At 45.8% G+C, this 18,440-nt stretch carries 8 protein-coding genes, 11 tRNA genes and 6 rRNA genes; all 25 read left to right on the forward strand.

Features of this window, described 5'->3' with window-relative positions; all coding sequences use genetic code 11:
* The 25 genes from folP to MHI57_RS15535 all read left to right on the forward strand — a co-directional run bounded on the left by folP (window position 1) and on the right by MHI57_RS15535 (window position 18,438).
* Window positions 1-837 carry a dihydropteroate synthase gene (folP, locus tag MHI57_RS15415; RefSeq protein WP_095371259.1) on the forward strand — a complete coding sequence of 279 codons (837 nt, stop codon included), beginning with the start codon at window positions 1-3 and terminating at the stop codon, window positions 835-837.
* The gene (gene folB, locus MHI57_RS15420; RefSeq protein ID WP_095371258.1) at window positions 830-1,192 is read left to right on the forward strand and encodes a dihydroneopterin aldolase; all 363 of its coding nucleotides are present in this window, start codon (window positions 830-832) and stop codon (window positions 1,190-1,192) included. Before folP ends, folB begins: the two co-directional genes overlap by 8 nt.
* A complete protein-coding gene (gene folK, locus MHI57_RS15425) occupies window positions 1,192-1,755 on the forward strand; it encodes a 2-amino-4-hydroxy-6-hydroxymethyldihydropteridine diphosphokinase (protein WP_095371257.1) in 564 nt (187 codons plus the stop codon). Before folB ends, folK begins: the two co-directional genes overlap by 1 nt.
* The gene (locus MHI57_RS15430; protein WP_095371256.1) at window positions 1,671-1,895 is read left to right on the forward strand and encodes a helix-turn-helix domain-containing protein; all 225 of its coding nucleotides are present in this window, start codon (window positions 1,671-1,673) and stop codon (window positions 1,893-1,895) included. The genes folK and MHI57_RS15430 overlap by 85 nt, the downstream gene beginning before the upstream one ends.
* 17 nt (window positions 1,896-1,912) lie before the next feature.
* Entirely contained in the window at window positions 1,913-2,914 is a 1,002-nt protein-coding gene (dusB, locus tag MHI57_RS15435) for a tRNA dihydrouridine synthase DusB (protein WP_340977143.1), read from the forward strand.
* Between the two features lie 237 nt (window positions 2,915-3,151).
* Window positions 3,152-4,651 (forward strand): lysine--tRNA ligase, encoded by a 1,500-nt coding sequence (gene lysS / locus MHI57_RS15440; protein ID WP_328200258.1) that lies wholly within the window; start codon window positions 3,152-3,154, stop codon window positions 4,649-4,651.
* 1,004 nt (window positions 4,652-5,655) lie between these two features.
* Window positions 5,656-7,204 (forward strand): 16S ribosomal RNA (locus tag MHI57_RS15445).
* 326 nt (window positions 7,205-7,530) lie between these two features.
* A 23S ribosomal RNA gene (locus MHI57_RS15450) occupies window positions 7,531-10,463 on the forward strand.
* A 230-nt stretch (window positions 10,464-10,693) separates the two neighbouring features.
* Window positions 10,694-10,810, forward strand: a 5S ribosomal RNA gene (gene rrf / locus MHI57_RS15455).
* A gap of 9 nt (window positions 10,811-10,819) precedes the next feature.
* Window positions 10,820-10,895, forward strand: a tRNA-Val gene (locus tag MHI57_RS15460).
* Window positions 10,896-10,912: 17 nt separating this feature from the next.
* Window positions 10,913-10,988: transfer RNA gene (locus MHI57_RS15465), tRNA-Thr, on the forward strand.
* 7 nt (window positions 10,989-10,995) lie between these two features.
* A tRNA-Lys gene (locus tag MHI57_RS15470) sits at window positions 10,996-11,071 on the forward strand.
* A 9-nt stretch (window positions 11,072-11,080) separates the two neighbouring features.
* Window positions 11,081-11,165: transfer RNA gene (locus MHI57_RS15475), tRNA-Leu, on the forward strand.
* Between the two features lie 18 nt (window positions 11,166-11,183).
* Window positions 11,184-11,258: transfer RNA gene (locus tag MHI57_RS15480), tRNA-Gly, on the forward strand.
* Between the two features lie 6 nt (window positions 11,259-11,264).
* Window positions 11,265-11,353: transfer RNA gene (locus tag MHI57_RS15485), tRNA-Leu, on the forward strand.
* A 9-nt stretch (window positions 11,354-11,362) separates the two neighbouring features.
* A tRNA-Arg gene (locus tag MHI57_RS15490) sits at window positions 11,363-11,439 on the forward strand.
* Window positions 11,440-11,443: 4 nt separating this feature from the next.
* Window positions 11,444-11,520: transfer RNA gene (locus MHI57_RS15495), tRNA-Pro, on the forward strand.
* A 17-nt stretch (window positions 11,521-11,537) separates the two neighbouring features.
* Window positions 11,538-11,613 (forward strand) — tRNA-Ala (locus tag MHI57_RS15500).
* 183 nt (window positions 11,614-11,796) lie between these two features.
* Window positions 11,797-13,345: ribosomal RNA gene (locus MHI57_RS15505) — 16S ribosomal RNA — on the forward strand.
* 99 nt (window positions 13,346-13,444) lie between these two features.
* Window positions 13,445-13,521: transfer RNA gene (locus MHI57_RS15510), tRNA-Ile, on the forward strand.
* Window positions 13,522-13,536: 15 nt separating this feature from the next.
* Window positions 13,537-13,612, forward strand: a tRNA-Ala gene (locus MHI57_RS15515).
* Window positions 13,613-13,871: 259 nt separating this feature from the next.
* Window positions 13,872-16,804: ribosomal RNA gene (locus MHI57_RS15520) — 23S ribosomal RNA — on the forward strand.
* Between the two features lie 230 nt (window positions 16,805-17,034).
* A 5S ribosomal RNA gene (gene rrf / locus MHI57_RS15525) occupies window positions 17,035-17,151 on the forward strand.
* The 16S, 23S and 5S rRNA genes sit together here with 11 tRNA genes alongside, the layout of an rRNA operon.
* 249 nt (window positions 17,152-17,400) lie before the next feature.
* Window positions 17,401-17,862, forward strand: a complete 462-nt coding sequence (locus tag MHI57_RS15530; protein WP_095371254.1) for a CtsR family transcriptional regulator — start codon at window positions 17,401-17,403, stop codon at window positions 17,860-17,862.
* 27 nt (window positions 17,863-17,889) lie between these two features.
* Entirely contained in the window at window positions 17,890-18,438 is a 549-nt protein-coding gene (locus MHI57_RS15535; RefSeq protein ID WP_095371253.1) for a UvrB/UvrC motif-containing protein, read from the forward strand.
* Window positions 18,439-18,440: the final 2 nt, after the last annotated feature.

Below are 18,440 nucleotides of genomic sequence, written 5' to 3' on the forward strand. Positions count from 1 at the left end.
ATGACAAACAGTGTATTACATTGTGGTTCTTATACCTTAGATTATAGTAGGAAGACATTAATTATGGGCATACTTAATATCACGCCTGATTCTTTCTCTGATGGTGGTAAATACAACCAATTAGAGAATGTGGTAAAGAGAGCGAAGGAATTAGTGGAGGCTGGAGCAGATATTATCGATATTGGTGGCGAATCTACGAGGCCAGGATATGAAGAGATTTCTGTTGAGGAAGAAATTGCACGAGTTGTTCCCGCGATAGAAGCGATTGTAAAGGAAGTTCGAATTCCTCTTTCTATTGATACTTATAAAGCAGAAGTGGCGAAGCACGCCCTAGAAGCAGGTGCGCACATTATTAATGATATATGGGGTGCGAAGAGAGATAAAGAAATGGCATCATTAGCCGCTGAAAAAGATGTCCCCATTATCTTAATGCATAATAGAGATAATGAAAAATATGATTCATTCTTTAGAGATTGTATGAATGACTTATATGAAAGTATCGCAATTGTTAAGGCAGCGGGGGTTAGGGATGACAATATCATCTTAGATCCAGGTATAGGATTTGCGAAAAGCCATGAAGATAACATAGAAATGATGCGTCATCTTGATCAGCTTGTGGCGTTTGGTTATCCAGTATTGCTAGGTACATCAAAGAAACGAATGATAGCCAATGTGCTTAACCTACCTGTTGATGACAGAATGGAAGGGACAGGGGCGACAGTCTGTTATGGTATTCAAAAGGGCTGTCAGATTATGCGTGTACATGATGTAAAGGAAATGAGCCGTATGGCTAAAATGATGGATGCGCTTATTGGGAAGGATGTTAATCTTGGATAAAATCTATTTAAATCGCATGGCGTTTTATGGATATCACGGGGTATTTACTGAAGAGAATCGCCTAGGACAACGTTTTTATGTAGATTTAACAATTGAGTTAGATTTAAGTGAAGCGGGGAAAAGTGATGATTTAAATCACACGATAAATTATGCAGATCTATATGAGTTGTGTAAGACAATAGTAGAGGGCAAACCATTCAAGTTAGTAGAGGCATTGACAGAAAAAATTGCCTCAGAAGCATTAGCCACCTTTAAACAAATATCTCAAATAACTGTAAAAGTAGTGAAGCCGGATCCCCCTATTCCGGGTCATTATGATTCTGTAGCGATAGAAATGACAAGGAGTAGGAAATAGTGACAAATATAGCTTTTATCGGCTTGGGCTCAAATATGCCAGATCGAGAAGTAAACTTATATGAAGCAATAAGTGAGCTAGCAAAGAGTAAAGATATAGAAATAGTAAATTATTCCTCCATATATGAGACGGACCCTGTTGGATTTGAAGACCAAGCTCAATTTTTGAACATGGTTATACAAGTTAGTACGACATTATCTTCTTCGCAACTATTAAAAGCTTTATTAAGAGTTGAGCAAGATCTTGGTAGAAAAAGGGTTATTCGTTGGGGGCCAAGAAATATAGACCTTGACATTTTACTGTATAATCAAGAAAATATTGAGACAGAGACGTTAATCGTTCCACACCCACGTATGCATGAGAGAGCTTTCGTGCTCATTCCACTTCTAGAGATTCAACCAACCATTTGCTTACCGGATGAGGAACAGCCTTTACATGAGAAATTAGAGGCGATCCCAGACAAAAAAGGAGTTCGGATATGGAAGCGGAAAAATGGGGGAGACGTATTCGCGCTTTTCGAAAGCTCAAAGGATACACCCAAGAAGGTTTTGCGAAAAAGTTAGGTATATCAGTTTCTATTATTGGTGAGATTGAAAGAGGTAATCGTATGCCTACGGAACAATTACTAGAAAAAATTACAACATTACTACATGTGACAATGGAGGATTTAGCTCCACCTGAAGAGCAGGAAATCCATAAATAGAAGGAGGTCTCTCGGATATGTTTCAAATTGGTGATGTTAACATCAAGAACCGAGTGGTCCTTGCACCGATGGCTGGTGTGTGTAACTCTGCATTCCGATTAACAGTAAAAGAATTCGGAGCAGGACTTGTATGTGCCGAAATGGTGAGCGATAAGGGCATTATTTTAAAAAATGAAAGAACAATGAATATGCTGTATATAGATGAGCGTGAAAAGCCGTTAAGTCTACAAATTTTCGGTGGGGAAAAAGAAACCTTGGTTGAGGCAGCGAAATTTGTTGACCAAAATACCAATGCAGATATTATCGATATTAATATGGGATGCCCTGTGCCGAAAATCACCAAATGTGATGCGGGTGCCAAATGGCTTTTAGACCCAAATAAAATCTACGAAATGGTTTCAGCGGTTGTGTCGGAGGTAGAAAAGCCCGTAACAGTCAAAATGCGTATGGGTTGGGATGAAGACCATATATACGCCGTGGAAAACGCCCAAGCAGTAGAACGTGCTGGAGGTAAAGCGGTCTCGTTGCACGGTCGTACGAGAGTGCAAATGTATGAAGGTACAGCTAACTGGGACATCATTCGAGAAGTAAAACAAAACATTCAAATCCCGTTAATCGGTAATGGAGATGTACAGACTCCCCAAGATGCCCAAAGAATGTTAGATGAAACAGGTGTCGATGGGGTGATGATTGGACGCGCAGCTTTAGGGAACCCGTGGATGATCTATCGGACTGTCAAATATCTAGAAACTGGAGAGCTCATGGGAGAACCGTCCGTTCGTGAGAAAATGGATGTCTGTACATTGCATATGGATCGATTGATTGAACTGAAAAATGAACATATTGCTGTGCGGGAAATGCGTAAACATGCGGCTTGGTATTTAAAAGGAATCAAAGGAAATGCAAAAGCTCGTGCAGCTATTAATGAATGTAATACTAGAGAAGATGTTGTAAACGTCCTTTCTGAGTTAGTAGTGGAAATGGAAGAAAAAGAAAGACAAGCTTCAAAAGCAGTCTAATTAACTACAACTAGTGGCAACTAGCGTTTAATAGCGGGTTTGACATCATTTTTATATTTAACTATAATATTTCTGTGAAACAATGAACGACTGCCAGTCACTTGCTGGCAGTTTTTATTCTATTTCTTTACTTAATAGATGTCTGTCGTTGTTGTATTGTGTACAATAATAGAGATATAAAATACTAAATCTTCGTAAACCGCCCTTAGGCGTCTACATAAAAGATTTAAGATGGAGATGGTATCTGTGAGTCAAAATCATGAAGAATTAAATGACCAATTAGTGGTTAGACGTGAAAAGATGAACAGTCTTCGTGAACAAGGCGTAGATCCTTTCGGAAAAAGATTTGATCGCACACATCAATCACAGCAATTGGTTGAGGAATACTCTCAATTTGAAAAAGAAGAATTAGAGGAAAAAGAAATTCCTGTAACCATTGCAGGTAGAATTATGACAAAACGCGGTAAAGGTAAAGCGGGTTTTGCTCATATTCAAGATTTATCTGGACAAATCCAATTATACGTTCGTAAGGATGCTGTTGGTGAAGAAGCATATGAAGTTTTTACATCTGCTGATTTAGGTGATATTGTCGGTGTTTCGGGTGTTCTTTTCAAAACAAAAGTAGGGGAACTTTCTGTTAAAGCAAAACAATTTGAATTATTAACAAAAGCCCTACGTCCTTTACCTGATAAATTCCATGGTTTAAAAGATGTGGAGCAAAGATATCGCCAGCGTTACCTAGATTTGATTATGAGCGAAGAAAGTAAACATACCTTCATTACTCGTAGTCGTATTATACAATCTATGAGACGTTATCTAGATGATCAAGGTTATCTTGAAGTAGAAACACCAATGATGCATGCTATTGCTGGTGGGGCTTCAGCAAAACCTTTTATTACACATCATAATGCGTTGGATATGGAATTATATATGCGTATTGCCATTGAACTACACTTAAAACGCCTGATTGTTGGTGGGATGGAGAAAGTGTATGAAATCGGCCGTGTATTCCGTAATGAGGGAGTGTCTACAAGACATAATCCTGAGTTTACGATGATTGAACTATATGAGGCTTATGCTGATTATCGTGATATTATGAGTTTGACAGAGAACCTTATTGCGCATATTGCAGAAGAAGTTCTAGGTTCAACGACTGTTCAGTATGGTGAATACGAAATTAATCTGAAACCAGAGTGGAAAAGACTTCATATGGTAGATGCGGTTAAAGAATATACTGGTGTAGACTTCTGGAAAGAAACATCAGTTGATGAAGCGCGTGCGCTTGCAAAAGAGCATGGTGTGGAAATTACCGAGCATATGCAATATGGTCACATCGTCAATGAATTCTTTGAACAAAAAGTAGAAGAGAAGCTGATTCAACCTACCTTTATTTTCGGACACCCGGTAGAAATCTCTCCACTTGCGAAAAAGAATGAAAACGATCCACGTTTTACTGACCGTTTTGAGTTATTTATAGTCGCTAGAGAACACGCTAATGCATTCACGGAACTTAATGATCCAATTGATCAAAAAGAACGCTTTGAAGCGCAGTTAAAAGAGCGTGAGCAAGGAAACGATGAAGCACATATGATGGATAACGACTTTATTGAGGCGTTAGAATACGGAATGCCGCCAACTGGTGGACTAGGTATTGGTGTGGACCGTTTAGTTATGTTACTAACAAACGCAGCTTCTATTAGAGATGTGTTATTGTTCCCGCATATGCGTCAAAAATAAATATTAATGGATGAAAAAAGCCAGTAGAAGTTTACAAAAGTAAACTTCTATTGGCTTTAATTGTATTTAAACAAATGAAGCGGTGTACTATGATTAGTAAAAATTGATAATTTATTAGAAGCTATACTATTTTAAATTAGTTAGTTTTTTAGTTATGTTACTTTAAACTTTGCTGCTTCACTTTGACTATTTGCTAATTGCCATGGGTTTATTAATTGTGTTCCTTGCTTTCAATTGAATTGTTAGAGAAGGAGAGTGACTCATATAGGAAAAGGTAAAGGTGGGTGCATCAGTATTAAATCCATTATCAAACAATTGATATTCAAGTCTTTTTTCACTATACGTAGAGCTGGCAACCGTTTGTTCTAATGAAAACGAAGCTAATAAGGTAGAAAAGCAATTTATTAATCACTTTGGTCAGGCTGTCGTTCGTTCTAGAAATAGGTGGTTTTTGACGCAGCAGTGTTAAGAGGAAAAACAGAAAGGTTTAAGTGCTATTTGTTGTTTGCGTTTCTGCTTGGATGTAGATTATGTGACGAGTAAAGGTACAAAGGTATATTTTCCTGTAAGTATTCAATTTAGAAGATAAAAGAAAAGCTGTTTAATGATAAATATTCTACTTGTTTAATTAAAGTAATAGTACAATAGAAAAAACTTATTAAAAGATTAGTTGGGAAGTTGAAATTACAGATTTGAAGTTTGTTTTCAAAAAAAAGAAGTTTCTTAATAAAAACTTTAAAAATTATATTGCAAACACTTTTTAATCGTGATATAGTAGTTTTTGTTCCCAAGAGAGAGCAAGTTTACTCAACTAATCATCAAAAATTATTTTAAAAAAATAGTTGACATGATGTTGGTGGGATGATAAGATTATAAAGTCGCTTCTGAAGCGAACGAGATTGTTCTTTGAAAACTGAACGAACGTAAAACGTCAAGCGTAATTCTAAAAAAGCTGATTTATCAGCAACAAAGCACCATAGGTGCAAATGAGCTAATCAAACACTTTATTGGAGAGTTTGATCCTGGCTCAGGACGAACGCTGGCGGCGTGCCTAATACATGCAAGTCGAGCGAATCTGAGGGAGCTTGCTCCCAAAGATTAGCGGCGGACGGGTGAGTAACACGTGGGCAACCTGCCTGTAAGACTGGGATAACTCCGGGAAACCGGGGCTAATACCGGATAATATCTATTTATACATATAATTAGATTGAAAGATGGTTCTGCTATCACTTACAGATGGGCCCGCGGCGCATTAGCTAGTTGGTGAGGTAACGGCTCACCAAGGCGACGATGCGTAGCCGACCTGAGAGGGTGATCGGCCACACTGGGACTGAGACACGGCCCAGACTCCTACGGGAGGCAGCAGTAGGGAATCTTCCGCAATGGACGAAAGTCTGACGGAGCAACGCCGCGTGAGTGATGAAGGTTTTCGGATCGTAAAACTCTGTTGTTAGGGAAGAACAAGTATCGGAGTAACTGCCGGTACCTTGACGGTACCTAACCAGAAAGCCACGGCTAACTACGTGCCAGCAGCCGCGGTAATACGTAGGTGGCAAGCGTTGTCCGGAATTATTGGGCGTAAAGCGCGCGCAGGCGGTTCCTTAAGTCTGATGTGAAAGCCCACGGCTCAACCGTGGAGGGTCATTGGAAACTGGGGAACTTGAGTGCAGAAGAGGAAAGTGGAATTCCAAGTGTAGCGGTGAAATGCGTAGAGATTTGGAGGAACACCAGTGGCGAAGGCGACTTTCTGGTCTGTAACTGACGCTGAGGCGCGAAAGCGTGGGGAGCAAACAGGATTAGATACCCTGGTAGTCCACGCCGTAAACGATGAGTGCTAAGTGTTAGAGGGTTTCCGCCCTTTAGTGCTGCAGCAAACGCATTAAGCACTCCGCCTGGGGAGTACGACCGCAAGGTTGAAACTCAAAGGAATTGACGGGGGCCCGCACAAGCGGTGGAGCATGTGGTTTAATTCGAAGCAACGCGAAGAACCTTACCAGGTCTTGACATCCTCTGACAATCCTAGAGATAGGACTTTCCCCTTCGGGGGACAGAGTGACAGGTGGTGCATGGTTGTCGTCAGCTCGTGTCGTGAGATGTTGGGTTAAGTCCCGCAACGAGCGCAACCCTTGATCTTAGTTGCCAGCATTTAGTTGGGCACTCTAAGGTGACTGCCGGTGACAAACCGGAGGAAGGTGGGGATGACGTCAAATCATCATGCCCCTTATGACCTGGGCTACACACGTGCTACAATGGATGGTACAAAGGGCTGCAAGACCGCGAGGTTTAGCCAATCCCATAAAACCATTCTCAGTTCGGATTGTAGGCTGCAACTCGCCTACATGAAGCCGGAATCGCTAGTAATCGCGGATCAGCATGCCGCGGTGAATACGTTCCCGGGCCTTGTACACACCGCCCGTCACACCACGAGAGTTTGTAACACCCGAAGTCGGTGGGGTAACCTTTTGGAGCCAGCCGCCTAAGGTGGGACAGATGATTGGGGTGAAGTCGTAACAAGGTAGCCGTATCGGAAGGTGCGGCTGGATCACCTCCTTTCTAAGGAATATACGGAATTAACTTGATGTTAGACTGTTCGTTCAGTTTTGAGAGTATAATCTCTCAATTCAATCGTTCTTTGAAAACTAGATAATGTAATGAAGAAGATTACCGAGTAATCGCCACCTTAGTTATTTTTTCTCTCTATATATTATAGATTGATTTAAGATACTAAACTTTTTTAATAAACACAACCGAGAGGGTTGTGAGAAGCAAGCAGTTCAAGGAAGCGAGCGAGGAAACACCGGAGTGTGCGTCTTGTGCACATGAGGATGTTGACGAGTGAGCTGACGCCGAAATGCGTAGCTTATCGCAAGCCGAACAATGGTTAAGTTAATAAGGGCGCACGGTGAATGCCTTGGCACTAGGAGCCGATGAAGGACGGGACTAACACCGATATGCTTCGGGGAGCTGTAAGTAAGCTTTGATCCGGAGATTTCCGAATGGGGAAACCCCCTATCCGTTATGGGATAGGATCCATACCTGAATACATAGGGTATGGAAGGCAGACCCGGGGAACTGAAACATCTAAGTACCCGGAGGAAGAGAAAGCAAACGCGATTCCCTGAGTAGCGGCGAGCGAAACGGGATTAGCCCAAACCAAGAGGCTTGCCTCTTGGGGTTGTAGGACATTCTATACGGAGTTACAAAGGAACGAGATAGACGAAGAGGTCTGGAAAGGCCCGCCATAGGAGGTAAAAGCCCTGTAGTTGAAACTTCGTTCCCTCCAGAGTGGATCCTGAGTACGGCGGGACACGAGAAATCCCGTCGGAAGCAGGGAGGACCATCTCCCAAGGCTAAATACTCCCTAGTGACCGATAGTGAACCAGTACCGTGAGGGAAAGGTGAAAAGCACCCCGGAAGGGGAGTGAAAGAGATCCTGAAACCGTGTGCCTACAAGTAGTTAGAGCCCGTTAATGGGTGATAGCGTGCCTTTTGTAGAATGAACCGGCGAGTTACGATTACATGCGAGGTTAAGTTGGACAGACGGAGCCGTAGCGAAAGCGAGTCTGAATAGGGCGAATGAGTATGTGGTCGTAGACCCGAAACCAGGTGATCTACCCATGTCCAGGGTGAAGTCCAGGTAACACTGGATGGAGGCCCGAACCCACGTACGTTGAAAAGTGCGGGGATGAGGTGTGGGTAGCGGAGAAATTCCAATCGAACTTGGAGATAGCTGGTTCTCTCCGAAATAGCTTTAGGGCTAGCCTCATGCGTAAGAATCTTGGAGGTAGAGCACTGTTTGGACTAGGGGCCCTCATCGGGTTACCGAATTCAGACAAACTCCGAATGCCAAAGATTTATCCATGGGAGTCAGACTGCGAGTGATAAGATCCGTAGTCAAGAGGGAAACAGCCCAGACCACCAGCTAAGGTCCCAAAGTATACGTTAAGTGGAAAAGGATGTGGAGTTGCTTAGACAACCAGGATGTTGGCTTAGAAGCAGCCACCATTTAAAGAGTGCGTAATAGCTCACTGGTCGAGTGACTCCGCGCCGAAAATGTACCGGGGCTAAACGTATCACCGAAGCTGTGGATTGAACATCGTTGATGTTCAGTGGTAGGAGAGCGTTCTAAGGGCGTTGAAGCTAGACCGTAAGGACTGGTGGAGCGCTTAGAAGTGAGAATGCCGGTATGAGTAGCGAAAGATGGGTGAGAATCCCATCCACCGAATGCCTAAGGTTTCCTGAGGAAGGCTCGTCCGCTCAGGGTTAGTCGGGACCTAAGCCGAGGCTGAAAAGCGTAGGCGATGGACAACAGGTTGATATTCCTGTACCACCGTATTCTGTTTGAGTGATGGGGGGACGCAGGAGGATAGGGTAAGCGCACTATTGGATGTGCGTCTAAGCAGTTAGAGGGACCATGAGGCAAATCCCATGGTCATATACCTTGAGCTGTGATAGCGAGGGAAATTTAGTACCGAAGTTCTTGATTCCACACTGCCAAGAAAAGCCTCTAGCGAGGAATAAGGTGCCCGTACCGCAAACCGACACAGGTAGGCGAGGAGAGAATCCTAAGGTGAGCGAGAGAACTCTCGTTAAGGAACTCGGCAAAATGACCCCGTAACTTCGGGAGAAGGGGTGCTCATTAGGGTGTTAAAGCCTTGATGAGCCGCAGTGAATAGGCCCAGGCGACTGTTTAGCAAAAACACAGGTCTCTGCGAAGCCGCAAGGCGAAGTATAGGGGCTGACGCCTGCCCGGTGCTGGAAGGTTAAGAGGAGAGGTTAGCTCACGCGAAGCTTTGAATCGAAGCCCCAGTAAACGGCGGCCGTAACTATAACGGTCCTAAGGTAGCGAAATTCCTTGTCGGGTAAGTTCCGACCCGCACGAAAGGCGTAACGATCTGGGCACTGTCTCAACGAGAGACTCGGTGAAATTATAGTACCTGTGAAGATGCAGGTTACCCGCGACAGGACGGAAAGACCCCGTGGAGCTTTACTGTAGCCTGATATTGAATTTTGGTACAGCTTGTACAGGATAGGTAGGAGCCTTAGAAGCCGGAGCGCTAGCTTCGGTGGAGGCGTCGGTGGGATACTACCCTGGCTGTATTGAAATTCTAACCCACATCCCTTATCGGGATGGGAGACAGTGTCAGGTGGGCAGTTTGACTGGGGCGGTCGCCTCCTAAAGAGTAACGGAGGCGCCCAAAGGTTCCCTCAGAATGGTTGGAAATCATTCGTAGAGTGTAAAGGCACAAGGGAGCTTGACTGCGAGACCTACAAGTCGAGCAGGGACGAAAGTCGGGCTTAGTGATCCGGTGGTTCCGCATGGAAGGGCCATCGCTCAACGGATAAAAGCTACCCCGGGGATAACAGGCTTATCTCCCCCAAGAGTCCACATCGACGGGGAGGTTTGGCACCTCGATGTCGGCTCATCGCATCCTGGGGCTGTAGTCGGTCCCAAGGGTTGGGCTGTTCGCCCATTAAAGCGGTACGCGAGCTGGGTTCAGAACGTCGTGAGACAGTTCGGTCCCTATCCGTCGTGGGCGCAGGAAATTTGAGAGGAGCTGTCCTTAGTACGAGAGGACCGGGATGGACGCACCGCTGGTGTACCAGTTGTCTTGCCAAAGGCATCGCTGGGTAGCTATGTGCGGAAGGGATAAGTGCTGAAAGCATCTAAGCATGAAGCCCCCCTCGAGATGAGATTTCCCATAGCGCAAGCTAGTAAGATCCCTGAAAGATGATCAGGTTGATAGGTTAGAGGTGGAAGTGTGGCGACACATGTAGCTGACTAATACTAATCGATCGAGGACTTAACCAATTCGAAATGCGGAGGCGCCTTGCCCAGGTGCGACAAGCATAAGACGAATTTGACAGGAGGTTGTTCTTTAACCTCATGACAAATTTGGCTTATGACCTCGAGCACCTAGGCGCCGCAGCTAGACAGCACTACGTAAGTAGTCGCGTCAGCAACGCATAGGCGATTACTCAATAAATATCTTCTTCAACATTACCTAGTTTTGAGGGAACGATTCCCTTACAATTTCATAGTCCGGTGGCGATAGCGAGAAGGTCACACCCGTTCCCATACCGAACACGGAAGTTAAGCTTCTCAGCGCCGATGGTAGTTAGGGGCTGTCCCCTTGTGAGAGTAGGACGTTGCCGGGCATACATATTGGAGGATTAGCTCAGCTGGGAGAGCATCTGCCTTACAAGCAGAGGGTCGGCGGTTCGATCCCGTCATCCTCCACCATTTTTTTGTGTTTATTTGCCGGCCTAGCTCAATTGGTAGAGCAACTGACTTGTAATCAGTAGGTTGGGGGTTCAAGTCCTCTGGCCGGCACCACTTGTACGAGCCATTAGCTCAGTTGGTAGAGCATCTGACTTTTAATCAGAGGGTCGAAGGTTCGAGTCCTTCATGGCTCACCATTTATATATGCGGGTGTGGCGGAATTGGCAGACGCACCAGACTTAGGATCTGGCGCCGCAAGGCGTGGGGGTTCGACTCCCTTCACCCGCACCATTTTTATTTTGAATATTTGCGGAAGTAGTTCAGTGGTAGAACATCACCTTGCCAAGGTGAGGGTCGCGGGTTCGAATCCCGTCTTCCGCTCCAATAAGTGCCGGGGTGGCGGAACTGGCAGACGCACAGGACTTAAAATCCTGCGGTAGGTGACTACCGTACCGGTTCGATTCCGGTCCTCGGCACCACTTATTGATGCGCCCGTAGCTCAATTGGATAGAGCGTTTGACTACGGATCAAAAGGTTAGGGGTTCGACTCCTCTCGGGCGCGCCATAAACGGGAAGTAGCTCAGCTTGGTAGAGCACTTGGTTTGGGACCAAGGGGTCGCAGGTTCGAATCCTGTCTTCCCGACCATTTTTATTACTCTTTTTGGGGCCTTAGCTCAGCTGGGAGAGCGCCTGCTTTGCACGCAGGAGGTCAGCGGTTCGATCCCGCTAGGCTCCACCAAAAACATTTTAAAAAAGTTATTGACATAACAAGTTAAGATGTTGTATGATTATAAAGTCGCTTCTGAAGCGAATGAGATTGTTCTTTGAAAACTGAACGAACGTAAAACGTCAAGCGTAATTCTAAAAAAGCTGATTTATCAGCAACAAAGCACCATAGGTGCAAATGAGCTAATCAAACACTTTATTGGAGAGTTTGATCCTGGCTCAGGACGAACGCTGGCGGCGTGCCTAATACATGCAAGTCGAGCGAATCTGAGGGAGCTTGCTCCCAAAGATTAGCGGCGGACGGGTGAGTAACACGTGGGCAACCTGCCTGTAAGACTGGGATAACTCCGGGAAACCGGGGCTAATACCGGATAATATCTATTTATACATATAATTAGATTGAAAGATGGTTCTGCTATCACTTACAGATGGGCCCGCGGCGCATTAGCTAGTTGGTGAGGTAACGGCTCACCAAGGCGACGATGCGTAGCCGACCTGAGAGGGTGATCGGCCACACTGGGACTGAGACACGGCCCAGACTCCTACGGGAGGCAGCAGTAGGGAATCTTCCGCAATGGACGAAAGTCTGACGGAGCAACGCCGCGTGAGTGATGAAGGTTTTCGGATCGTAAAACTCTGTTGTTAGGGAAGAACAAGTATCGGAGTAACTGCCGGTACCTTGACGGTACCTAACCAGAAAGCCACGGCTAACTACGTGCCAGCAGCCGCGGTAATACGTAGGTGGCAAGCGTTGTCCGGAATTATTGGGCGTAAAGCGCGCGCAGGCGGTTCCTTAAGTCTGATGTGAAAGCCCACGGCTCAACCGTGGAGGGTCATTGGAAACTGGGGAACTTGAGTGCAGAAGAGGAAAGTGGAATTCCAAGTGTAGCGGTGAAATGCGTAGAGATTTGGAGGAACACCAGTGGCGAAGGCGACTTTCTGGTCTGTAACTGACGCTGAGGCGCGAAAGCGTGGGGAGCAAACAGGATTAGATACCCTGGTAGTCCACGCCGTAAACGATGAGTGCTAAGTGTTAGAGGGTTTCCGCCCTTTAGTGCTGCAGCAAACGCATTAAGCACTCCGCCTGGGGAGTACGACCGCAAGGTTGAAACTCAAAGGAATTGACGGGGGCCCGCACAAGCGGTGGAGCATGTGGTTTAATTCGAAGCAACGCGAAGAACCTTACCAGGTCTTGACATCCTCTGACAATCCTAGAGATAGGACTTTCCCCTTCGGGGGACAGAGTGACAGGTGGTGCATGGTTGTCGTCAGCTCGTGTCGTGAGATGTTGGGTTAAGTCCCGCAACGAGCGCAACCCTTGATCTTAGTTGCCAGCATTTAGTTGGGCACTCTAAGGTGACTGCCGGTGACAAACCGGAGGAAGGTGGGGATGACGTCAAATCATCATGCCCCTTATGACCTGGGCTACACACGTGCTACAATGGATGGTACAAAGGGCTGCAAGACCGCGAGGTTTAGCCAATCCCATAAAACCATTCTCAGTTCGGATTGTAGGCTGCAACTCGCCTACATGAAGCCGGAATCGCTAGTAATCGCGGATCAGCATGCCGCGGTGAATACGTTCCCGGGCCTTGTACACACCGCCCGTCACACCACGAGAGTTTGTAACACCCGAAGTCGGTGGGGTAACCTTTTGGAGCCAGCCGCCTAAGGTGGGACAGATGATTGGGGTGAAGTCGTAACAAGGTAGCCGTATCGGAAGGTGCGGCTGGATCACCTCCTTTCTAAGGAATATACGGAATTAACTTGATGTTAGACTGTTCGTTCAGTTTTGAGAGTGCAATCTCTTTGATATGATTAAATACTTTACCGTGAAGTTATGTGGGCCTATAGCTCAGCTGGTTAGAGCGCACGCCTGATAAGCGTGAGGTCGATGGTTCGAGTCCATTTAGGCCCACCATTTTAACTTTAATACGGGGCCTTAGCTCAGCTGGGAGAGCGCCTGCTTTGCACGCAGGAGGTCAGCGGTTCGATCCCGCTAGGCTCCACCAACAAATCGTTCTTTGAAAACTAGATAATGTAATGAAGAAGATTACCGAGTAATCGCCACCTTAGTTATTTTTTCTCTCTATATATTATAGATTGATTTAAGATACTAAACTTTTTTAATAAACACAACCGAGAGGGTTGTGAGAAGCAAGCAGTTCAAGGAAGCGAGCGAGGAAACACCGGAGTGTGCGTCTTGTGCACATGAGGATGTTGACGAGTGAGCTGACGCCGAAATGCGTAGCTTATCGCAAGCCGAACAATGGTTAAGTTAATAAGGGCGCACGGTGAATGCCTTGGCACTAGGAGCCGATGAAGGACGGGACTAACACCGATATGCTTCGGGGAGCTGTAAGTAAGCTTTGATCCGGAGATTTCCGAATGGGGAAACCCCCTATCCGTTATGGGATAGGATCCATACCTGAATACATAGGGTATGGAAGGCAGACCCGGGGAACTGAAACATCTAAGTACCCGGAGGAAGAGAAAGCAAACGCGATTCCCTGAGTAGCGGCGAGCGAAACGGGATTAGCCCAAACCAAGAGGCTTGCCTCTTGGGGTTGTAGGACATTCTATACGGAGTTACAAAGGAACGAGATAGACGAAGAGGTCTGGAAAGGCCCGCCATAGGAGGTAAAAGCCCTGTAGTTGAAACTTCGTTCCCTCCAGAGTGGATCCTGAGTACGGCGGGACACGAGAAATCCCGTCGGAAGCAGGGAGGACCATCTCCCAAGGCTAAATACTCCCTAGTGACCGATAGTGAACCAGTACCGTGAGGGAAAGGTGAAAAGCACCCCGGAAGGGGAGTGAAAGAGATCCTGAAACCGTGTGCCTACAAGTAGTTAGAGCCCGTTAATGGGTGATAGCGTGCCTTTTGTAGAATGAACCGGCGAGTTACGATTACATGCGAGGTTAAGTTGGACAGACGGAGCCGTAGCGAAAGCGAGTCTGAATAGGGCGAATGAGTATGTGGTCGTAGACCCGAAACCAGGTGATCTACCCATGTCCAGGGTGAAGTCCAGGTAACACTGGATGGAGGCCCGAACCCACGTACGTTGAAAAGTGCGGGGATGAGGTGTGGGTAGCGGAGAAATTCCAATCGAACTTGGAGATAGCTGGTTCTCTCCGAAATAGCTTTAGGGCTAGCCTCATGCGTAAGAATCTTGGAGGTAGAGCACTGTTTGGACTAGGGGCCCTCATCGGGTTACCGAATTCAGACAAACTCCGAATGCCAAAGATTTATCCATGGGAGTCAGACTGCGAGTGATAAGATCCGTAGTCAAGAGGGAAACAGCCCAGACCACCAGCTAAGGTCCCAAAGTATACGTTAAGTGGAAAAGGATGTGGAGTTGCTTAGACAACCAGGATGTTGGCTTAGAAGCAGCCACCATTTAAAGAGTGCGTAATAGCTCACTGGTCGAGTGACTCCGCGCCGAAAATGTACCGGGGCTAAACGTATCACCGAAGCTGTGGATTGAACATCGTTGATGTTCAGTGGTAGGAGAGCGTTCTAAGGGCGTTGAAGCTAGACCGTAAGGACTGGTGGAGCGCTTAGAAGTGAGAATGCCGGTATGAGTAGCGAAAGATGGGTGAGAATCCCATCCACCGAATGCCTAAGGTTTCCTGAGGAAGGCTCGTCCGCTCAGGGTTAGTCGGGACCTAAGCCGAGGCTGAAAAGCGTAGGCGATGGACAACAGGTTGATATTCCTGTACCACCGTATTCTGTTTGAGTGATGGGGGGACGCAGGAGGATAGGGTAAGCGCACTATTGGATGTGCGTCTAAGCAGTTAGAGGGACCATGAGGCAAATCCCATGGTCATATACCTTGAGCTGTGATAGCGAGGGAAATTTAGTACCGAAGTTCTTGATTCCACACTGCCAAGAAAAGCCTCTAGCGAGGAATAAGGTGCCCGTACCGCAAACCGACACAGGTAGGCGAGGAGAGAATCCTAAGGTGAGCGAGAGAACTCTCGTTAAGGAACTCGGCAAAATGACCCCGTAACTTCGGGAGAAGGGGTGCTCATTAGGGTGTTAAAGCCTTGATGAGCCGCAGTGAATAGGCCCAGGCGACTGTTTAGCAAAAACACAGGTCTCTGCGAAGCCGCAAGGCGAAGTATAGGGGCTGACGCCTGCCCGGTGCTGGAAGGTTAAGAGGAGAGGTTAGCTCACGCGAAGCTTTGAATCGAAGCCCCAGTAAACGGCGGCCGTAACTATAACGGTCCTAAGGTAGCGAAATTCCTTGTCGGGTAAGTTCCGACCCGCACGAAAGGCGTAACGATCTGGGCACTGTCTCAACGAGAGACTCGGTGAAATTATAGTACCTGTGAAGATGCAGGTTACCCGCGACAGGACGGAAAGACCCCGTGGAGCTTTACTGTAGCCTGATATTGAATTTTGGTACAGCTTGTACAGGATAGGTAGGAGCCTTAGAAGCCGGAGCGCTAGCTTCGGTGGAGGCGTCGGTGGGATACTACCCTGGCTGTATTGAAATTCTAACCCACATCCCTTATCGGGATGGGAGACAGTGTCAGGTGGGCAGTTTGACTGGGGCGGTCGCCTCCTAAAGAGTAACGGAGGCGCCCAAAGGTTCCCTCAGAATGGTTGGAAATCATTCGTAGAGTGTAAAGGCACAAGGGAGCTTGACTGCGAGACCTACAAGTCGAGCAGGGACGAAAGTCGGGCTTAGTGATCCGGTGGTTCCGCATGGAAGGGCCATCGCTCAACGGATAAAAGCTACCCCGGGGATAACAGGCTTATCTCCCCCAAGAGTCCACATCGACGGGGAGGTTTGGCACCTCGATGTCGGCTCATCGCATCCTGGGGCTGTAGTCGGTCCCAAGGGTTGGGCTGTTCGCCCATTAAAGCGGTACGCGAGCTGGGTTCAGAACGTCGTGAGACAGTTCGGTCCCTATCCGTCGTGGGCGCAGGAAATTTGAGAGGAGCTGTCCTTAGTACGAGAGGACCGGGATGGACGCACCGCTGGTGTACCAGTTGTCTTGCCAAAGGCATCGCTGGGTAGCTATGTGCGGAAGGGATAAGTGCTGAAAGCATCTAAGCATGAAGCCCCCCTCGAGATGAGATTTCCCATAGCGCAAGCTAGTAAGATCCCTGAAAGATGATCAGGTTGATAGGTTAGAGGTGGAAGTGTGGCGACACATGCAGCTGACTAATACTAATCGATCGAGGACTTAACCAATTCGAAATGCGGAGGCGCCTTGCCCAGGTGCGACAAGCATAAGACGAATTTGACAGGAGGTTGTTCTTTAACCTCATGACAAATTTGGCTTATGACCTCGAGCACCTAGGCGCCGCAGCTAGACAGCACTACGTAAGTAGTCGCGTCAGCAACGCATAGGCGATTACTCAATAAATATCTTCTTCAACATTACCTAGTTTTGAGGGAACGATTCCCTTACAATTTCATAGTCCGGTGGCGATAGCGAGAAGGTCACACCCGTTCCCATACCGAACACGGAAGTTAAGCTTCTCAGCGCCGATGGTAGTTAGGGGCTGTCCCCTTGTGAGAGTAGGACGTTGCCGGGCAAGATAAAAGAGCACATCATTTGTATGTGCTCTTTTTTGTCGTGCTATAATGAATTCGTTTATTTAAATGGACAAATAACATCTACACAATCTAAACATAATATAAATTTAATGAATCAACCTATATTTCATACGTTTGAGATTTAGAAAAAAAGGGGAAAATTAATAATACTACTTCGTTGCAACATTTCACACAAATCATGTATAATTTATGTCAAATATAGTCAAAGTCAGATAGGGGGAGGCCGGGTGAAAAATATATCAGATATTATTGAAAAATATCTTAAAGAAGTCTTGGAACTTAGCGAAAGGGAAATTGTTGAAATTAAGCGGAGCGAGATCGCTGATAAATTTCAATGTGTCCCATCTCAAATAAATTACGTCATAAATACTCGGTTTACAGTTGAAAAAGGCTATGCTGTCGAAAGTAAACGTGGCGGTGGTGGTTATATAAGAATCACCAAAGTGCAAGCTTATGATTATGTTGATTTAATTAATCAATTGATTAGGATTGTACGTGATCGTATTTCACAAAATAGTGCTGAAAATATTATAAACAGATTAGTTGAAGAAGAGATTATTACTACTCGAGAAGCGAAGATTATGTTAAGTGTCATTGACCGTTCAGTTCTTTACTTAGAGTTACCCTATAGGGATGAGTTAAGAGCAAGGATGCTTGTTGCGATGCTAAATACATTGAAATATAAGTAGGCTGTAAAGTATGGAGGGGTGAAACAGATGATATGCCAAGAATGTAATCAGAGACCTGCGACTCTACATTTTACAAAAATTATGAATGGCGAAAAGGCTGAGTTCCATTTATGTGAAAAATGTGCCCAAGAACATGGGGATATGTTTATGTTAAATAATGGATCTGGATTTTCTATTAATAATCTATTGAGCGGATTATTTAATATAGATACAAGTTATGCAAATAACCAAGCTCAGTTAAATAAACAAGCGCAGGTAGTACAGTGTGAGCAATGCTCGATGACCTTTCCTCAATTTGTTAAAGTCGGGAAATTCGGATGTGCCCACTGTTATGAATCTTTCCGAGCACAGTTAAAGCCAATTATTAAAAGGCTTCATAGTGGTAATTGGAATCATAATGGAAAAATCCCTACAAGAATGGGTGGAGATATCCATTTGAAAAAGCAAATTGAGGATTTAAAAATAAACTTGAAAGAACTTATAACTAAAGAGGAATTTGAGAAAGCAGCAGAGACAAGAGATGCAATACGTCAATTGGAAAAAGAAATGAAAAACCATCTAGAGGGAGGGGAATGAAC

The sequence above is a fragment of the Cytobacillus sp. FSL K6-0129 genome (assembly GCF_038007625.1).
Taxonomy (GTDB): domain Bacteria; phylum Bacillota; class Bacilli; order Bacillales; family Cytobacillaceae; genus Cytobacillus; species Cytobacillus kochii.

What these genes read in the sequence shown, in the direction of transcription:
- lysS (WP_328200258.1), top strand. Translation starts at nt 3,152, where the DNA reads ATGGTATCTGTGAGTCAAAATCATGAAGAATTAAATGACCAATTAGTG.
- MHI57_RS15535 (WP_095371253.1), top strand. Translation starts at nt 17,890, where the DNA reads ATGATATGCCAAGAATGTAATCAGAGACCTGCGACTCTACATTTTACA.
- folP (WP_095371259.1), top strand. Translation starts at nt 1, where the DNA reads ATGACAAACAGTGTATTACATTGTGGTTCTTATACCTTAGATTATAGT.
- dusB (WP_340977143.1), top strand. Translation starts at nt 1,913, where the DNA reads ATGTTTCAAATTGGTGATGTTAACATCAAGAACCGAGTGGTCCTTGCA.
- MHI57_RS15430 (WP_095371256.1), top strand. Translation starts at nt 1,671, where the DNA reads ATGGAAGCGGAAAAATGGGGGAGACGTATTCGCGCTTTTCGAAAGCTC.